This is a genomic window from Deltaproteobacteria bacterium (assembly GCA_009929795.1).
Lineage (GTDB): Bacteria > Desulfobacterota > Desulfovibrionia > Desulfovibrionales > Desulfomicrobiaceae > RZZR01.
Genome location: RZZR01000373.1, coordinates 1 through 1,271, shown reverse-complemented (window position 1 = coordinate 1,271; position 1,271 = coordinate 1). Strand labels below are relative to the sequence as shown.

Annotated in this window: 2 protein-coding genes; both read left to right on the top strand. The window is 65.8% G+C overall.

The window, feature by feature from the left end:
• On the top strand, positions 1-567 hold a 567-nt coding region (locus EOM25_15085), incomplete at its 5' end, for a nitrogenase iron-molybdenum cofactor biosynthesis protein NifE (GenBank protein ID NCC26503.1).
• A partial coding sequence (locus EOM25_15080; GenBank protein ID NCC26502.1) for a nitrogenase occupies positions 564-1,271 on the top strand: 708 nt, incomplete at its 3' end. The genes EOM25_15085 and EOM25_15080, both read left to right, overlap by 4 nt.

Genomic DNA, 1,271 nt, shown 5'->3' with positions numbered 1-1,271 from the left:
GGGATCGAGGACATGGCCGAATCCCTCTACCGGGTGGCCGAGCATTTCATGCCCTTGGACCCGGACATCATGGACTGCACGGCCGATCTGGTCCGCTCCGAGCTGGCAGAACTCATGCCCAGACTGGCCCCGTACCGGCGCGACCTCCAGGGCAAGATCGCGGCCGTGTACGTGGGCGGGGCCTTCAAGGCATTTTCCCTGGTCAAGTCCTTCCGCCACCTGGGCATGGAGGTGGCCGTGGTCGGCTCCCAGACCGGAACCCCCGAGGACTACGAGGAGCTGGCGGCCATCACCCGTCCGGGGACCATCATCGTCGACGACGCCAATCCCCTGGAACTCCAGGAATTCATGAAGGAGAAGGACGTGGACGTCCTGGTCGGCGGGGTCAAGGAACGGCCCATCGCCTTCAAGCTTGGCATCGGTTTCTGCGACCACAATCACGAGCGCAAGATCCCCCTGGAAGGCTTTTCGGGCATGCTTCACTTTGCCCGGGAGGTCCATGCCTCGGCCATGAGCCCGGTCTGGCGATTCGTTCCCCGCCGGGCGGGACGGGAGGTACGATCATGAAGGCCGCCAACTACGTCTCGACCACCAACGCCTGCAAGCTCTGCACACCTCTGGGGGCCTGCCTGGCCTTCCGCGGCGTGGAAGGGGCCGTGCCCTTTCTCCACGGTTCCCAAGGCTGCGCCACCTACATGCGCCGCTACGTCATCTCCCACTTCCGGGAACCCGTGGACATCGCCTCCTCGGCCCTGGGCGAGAAGCAGGCCGTGTACGGCGGGGGGCCGAATCTGAAAAAGGGCATCCTGAACGTCATGGATCGCTACAACCCGAGTCTCGTGGGCGTGGCCACGACCTGCCTGACCGAGACCATCGGCGACGACGTGAACCTCATCCTGGCCGAATTCCGCCGCGAGTTCGGTCAGTTGGGACTGCCAGAAATCGTATCCGTGGCCACCCCGAGCTACGACGGCACCCATGTCGACGGCTTTCACCAGGCCGTCCGGGCCCTGGTGGAGGCCCTGACCGACGACACGGTCTCGGCCAAGGCCGACCTGGCCATTCTGCCCGGCATGGTCTCCCCGGCCGACATCCGCCTTTTGCGGGACCTGGCCCACGAGTACGGCCTGCGGGCGACCATCCTGCCGGACATCTCCGAAACTCTGGATGGTCCGGCCCTGGCCGAGTACGAGCCCATCCCCTCCGGCGGCACGCCCCTGGACGAAATCCGGGCCCTGCCCCGGGTGAAAATGGCCCTGGAAATGGGTTCC